Below are 4,196 nucleotides of genomic sequence, written 5' to 3'. Positions count from 1 at the left end.
CAGGTTCATGCTCAATACGGATGGTGTGTAGATGATCGGGTAGCAGTCGACGTTTAGGTTTGTTGACTGTGGCTTTCTGTGTTGCTGCATCGGTTTTATCTGCATTCAGCCGCTCCAGTTCCAGATCAACCGCTGCGATATCTTCTTCAACCGCCTCATCCCAGAGATGGATTTGTTTTGCGGTGAGATGTTCATTTTTATTGCCGAATTTGTGCTGTTTAAACAGCGCCAGTTCATGCTCGTATTTTTGAGTGAGAATAGAGAGATGTTGGTTGCATGCTTCCAGATGTTGAACTTTGCCATCTAATTGTTGATTGGTGACTTCCAGATGTTGAACTTTGGCATCTAATTGCTGATTTGATTGTGCCAAAGACTGATGCTGCATCGCTAATTGCCGGGTAAATTCCAGCAGTTGCTCATGGGTCAGTTGGTTTAAATCAGGCAGCGTTTTCATGACCGCAGTATGCCTGAGGTCATGACGCAGAGGAAATAGAACGTTTGGAGAATAGCACAATGTAGCAGCCTGGTTTAGAGCATTGTTACCACTTGCTGTCGTCCAATGCGCTGCCAGGGCAAACCCTGAATGAGTGCCTGTAACTGTTCTGGACTGAGAGCTACGTTTTCACCCTGGTGAACTTTAGCCCAGTGGAATTTTCCCTGTTCCAGCCGCCTGGCACACAGCCAGATGCCCAATCCATCATGCACCAGCACTTTCATGCGATGGCCACGCTTATTACAGAACAGGTAGGCGCAATGCGGTTTGATCGAGCCAAAGGCTCTCAGCACCTGAGCCATGGCAGTATCCATACCCGCACGCATGTCCATCGGCTGGGTAGAGAGCCAGATTTCATCGATATGGATCATGTTGCAAGTGCCTTGAGTAATTCTGCTAAAGCAGATATTTCTGATACTTGCCATTTCAAGCCAATTTCTGCTTTTGAGTGGGGTAAAGTAATTTGAACCGTTAACATGTCAGTAGGAGTAGGATCTAATGGTGCAGAGCAAGATAAGGCAATAAATGCAGGTTTATTCGGTAGTGGTGAGCGATCATTCCCTGGCTTACCATCAATTAAGCGAATCCATTTGGATACAAGATTTGTATTCAATCCATGTTGCAAAGCGACCGAAGCAATTGAAACGTTCGGTGCTTTAAGGCAAAGGATTTCTTTCTTTGCTTCGAGAGGTTCATGTTCATCAGGGTTGTTACGTCGTAAAGGCTGTACGGCCTTATTTGTCTCGGAGAGTGGTGGCAGTCCAAACAACAAACCCCATGACCATAACTTATGGGGCTTGTTGGCTATTTTGCTGCGTATTGTGTGGCTTTTTGTGATTAAGCCTTACATCGCTTCACGCTGCGCTTCATCTTCCAAATAGCTTTCTAAAGAATCATCTAGCGCATATAACCATGGCGTGTGATGTGGCTTAGCCATTTTTCCAGTCATTACTGAGCGATAGACTTTATCTCTAAAGCCCATAATGTTTTCTTTTTTATGCTTTTTCCATTGCATGAAAATATCATGCACTGCATCAATATTGAATGATGGATAGTCCGTCTGCGCAATCAGGCGTTTGATGTAATCGCCTTGGAAGCGGGCAGATTGTTCATCGTTCAATAGGCGCTGCTCTTTTTCATGTAAGGTCTGCGTATGGCTCTGCATTTCTGCCGTGCTTGGTAAAGTAATTTTGCCCAAAATCACATCACGGACAAACCATGCTTGCGCATCGAACATATTGAAGGTGTACCATTGATCTTGCATGCCCAAGTAGAACAAGCGAGGATTCTTTTCCCACACCACACCCTGATATAAACCCTGCGGATAAAGGCAGTTATGTGTTCTGAGGCGTAGGTTATCTTCAATAAATGGGAAGTGGTGCAAATAGCCTGTGCATAAAATAATGGCATCAATTTTGGCAGATGTTCCATCACCAAAATAAGCAGTATTTTCATCTACACGCAGTAATTGTGGCTTTTCAGACCAGTTTTTAGGCCATTTAAAACCCATGGCTTTACTGCGATAGCAACTGTAAATTTGCTTAGCACCGTATTTATAACATTGTGAACCAATGTCTTCGGCAGAGTAGCTGCTGCCAACCAATAACACAGACTTACCTTTAAATTCCAGCGCATCACGGAAGTCGTGTGCGTGCAAAATGCGACCATGGAATTGATCAAAGCCTTCATAAACAGGAACACGTGGGGTAGAGAAGTGTCCAGATGCAACGACAACATAATCAAATTGTTCTGAATAGTGCTGTTGTTGTGCATAATCTTCGACATCTACCGTGAATTTTTGCGTTGTTTCATCATAGGCAATATGCTGAACGGCACTATTGAAACGGACTAAATCTTTGACCTGTGCTTTTTCTGCACGGCCTTTGATGTAATCCCACAGTACTGCACGTGGCGGATATGAAGCGATTGGTTTTTTGAAATGTTCATCAAAAGTATAATCGGCAAATTCTAGCGCTTCTTTGGGGCCATTTGACCATAAATAGCGGTACATACTGCCGTGGACAGGTTCCCCATGTTCATCTATACCAGTGCGCCAAGTATAGTTCCATAGCCCGCCCCAATCATTTTGTTTTTCGAAACATACAATTTCAGGAACTTGTAGACCTTTGGCCTTTGCTGACTGAAACGCTCTTAATTGGGCCATGCCACTTGGGCCAGCACCAATAATTGCAATTCGATCCATTGCTATCTCCATTAGTTTTGAGTTCTTAATTACCTCTCCAATTTTGAGTGTCACAATTTAGGATTTGAAATATAAGCATTATAAAGATAAGCAAATACAATCCTAAATTGAGCGATTAAAAATCTGTTCAAAATAGGATGTGAATTAAAAAAAAGAAAAAATAATAAAATGTGCTAAAGACAGTAAAAATTACCTAAGCAATTCATCTTTATAAAAAACACATTTTTTAAGAAAGCTGATCTTATCATAATTTCTGATTAATTGTGGCTTTGCTTAGTTATAAAAGTGAATTTAAAGTCATTCCATTAATATTGGCGGATTCAAGCGGCAAGTGCAACAGTATAAAAACCAGCCATAACTTCACTAGGCGTATACCAACCTAGTGTTTTTCTAGGACGATGGTTGAGTGCAAATTCTATCTGCTCTATTTGTTCGTTTGACACGTCATCAAACGATGATGATTTTGGCAGATATTGCCGGATTAAACCATTCGTATTTTCATTCCTTGCTCGTTGAATAGACTTGTAAGGATCAGCAAAATACGTATCTATGCCGGCATCAGTGATTCTTTTGTGTTCGGCAAATTCCTTACCATTATCAAAAGTAACACTATAAGCATGGCTCATCCGTAAACGATCTAAGTAAGCGTCCGCTGAGCCCCATAGCTATTTTTTAATTTGAGTTGGGTTTCCAGCGGTGTGGAAGTAATTCTTCTATTTGGGTCACTTTATGTGTCGGCAGCCTTTTTAGCACATTACTTAAATAGGCATACGGATCAAGCCCATTCAGCTTTGCTGACTGAATCAGCGTCATGATGTTCGCCGCTCGCTGACCACTGCGCAGCGAGCCAGCAAACAGCCAGTTCTTGCGTCCTAAGGCCCAAGGTCGCATCTGATTCTCGACCCAATTGTTGCAAATTGGTAGATTGCCATCATCCAGATAGCGGCAGAGTGCCTGCCAGCGTTTTAGGCTGTAGTTGATCGCCCGGGCGGGTTGGAGAACTCGATGGCACCGCCAGCTGATGTTGGTTGAGCCATTCATACAGTTGTTGCATCACCGGTTGACTGTGCTGTTGTCGGTATTCGCGGCGATGTTCTGCTGTACCATCGGTCTTTTTCCTGAGTTCTGCTTCTATGGCATACAGTTTCTGAATCAGCACTAATGCCTGTTCAGCGATCTGACTTTTTTTGGTCACATGCAGTTCATGGAATTTACGACGTGCATGTGCCATGCAGGCCACCTCAATGACCTTGCCTGATTTAAAGCGTGCTTTATAACCGCTGTAATCATCACAGACCAGATGGCCCTGCCAGTCTTTCAGGAACGCTTCAGCATGCTGACCTGAACGACTATCCTGAAAGTCATAGATCACCGCTTGAACTGGATTGTACTGTGTAGTGGCATAGGCCCAGACATAACCTTTCTTCGGTTTTTTCTCATTCTCACCCATCCGCATAATGGTGACCGGCGTTTCATCGGCATGGATCACCCGCTGTTGCA

At 43.5% G+C, this 4,196-nt stretch carries 3 protein-coding genes and 3 pseudogenes; all 6 read right to left on the bottom strand.

Annotation, left to right across the window (positions count from 1 at the left end; genetic code table 11):
• Positions 1–454 (bottom strand): annotated as a pseudogene (locus tag FTU67_RS14100) (IS66 family transposase); the annotation flags it as partial.
• Positions 455–528: 74 nt separating this feature from the next.
• Positions 529–864 (bottom strand): IS66 family insertion sequence element accessory protein TnpB, encoded by a 336-nt coding sequence (gene tnpB / locus FTU67_RS14095; protein ID WP_157797526.1) that lies wholly within the window; start codon positions 862–864, stop codon positions 529–531.
• Entirely contained in the window at positions 861–1,265 is a 405-nt protein-coding gene (locus FTU67_RS14240) for an IS66 family insertion sequence element accessory protein TnpB (RefSeq protein ID WP_227523651.1), read from the bottom strand. Before FTU67_RS14240 ends, tnpB begins: the two co-directional genes overlap by 4 nt.
• Positions 1,266–1,337: 72 nt before the next feature.
• On the bottom strand, positions 1,338–2,696 hold the full coding sequence (locus tag FTU67_RS14085) for an NAD(P)-binding domain-containing protein (RefSeq protein WP_005177227.1): 1,359 nt from the start codon (positions 2,694–2,696) through the stop codon (positions 1,338–1,340).
• 320 nt (positions 2,697–3,016) lie between these two features.
• Positions 3,017–3,337, bottom strand: a pseudogene (locus tag FTU67_RS14080) (IS30 family transposase); the annotation flags it as partial.
• A 31-nt stretch (positions 3,338–3,368) separates the two neighbouring features.
• A pseudogene (locus FTU67_RS14075) lies at positions 3,369–4,196 on the bottom strand (IS66 family transposase); the annotation flags it as partial.

The organism is Acinetobacter sp. YH12132 (assembly GCF_013418645.1).
Lineage (GTDB): Bacteria > Pseudomonadota > Gammaproteobacteria > Pseudomonadales > Moraxellaceae > Acinetobacter > Acinetobacter indicus.
The sequence above is the reverse complement of the archived record's forward strand: the minus strand, read 5'-3'. Positions and strand labels throughout refer to the sequence as shown.

Excerpts from the sequence above, each read along its gene's own strand:
- FTU67_RS14085 (WP_005177227.1), bottom strand. The coding sequence starts at position 2,696 with ATGGATCGAATTGCAATTATTGGTGCTGGCCCAAGTGGCATGGCCCAA.
- tnpB (WP_157797526.1), bottom strand. The coding sequence starts at position 864 with ATGATCCATATCGATGAAATCTGGCTCTCTACCCAGCCGATGGACATG.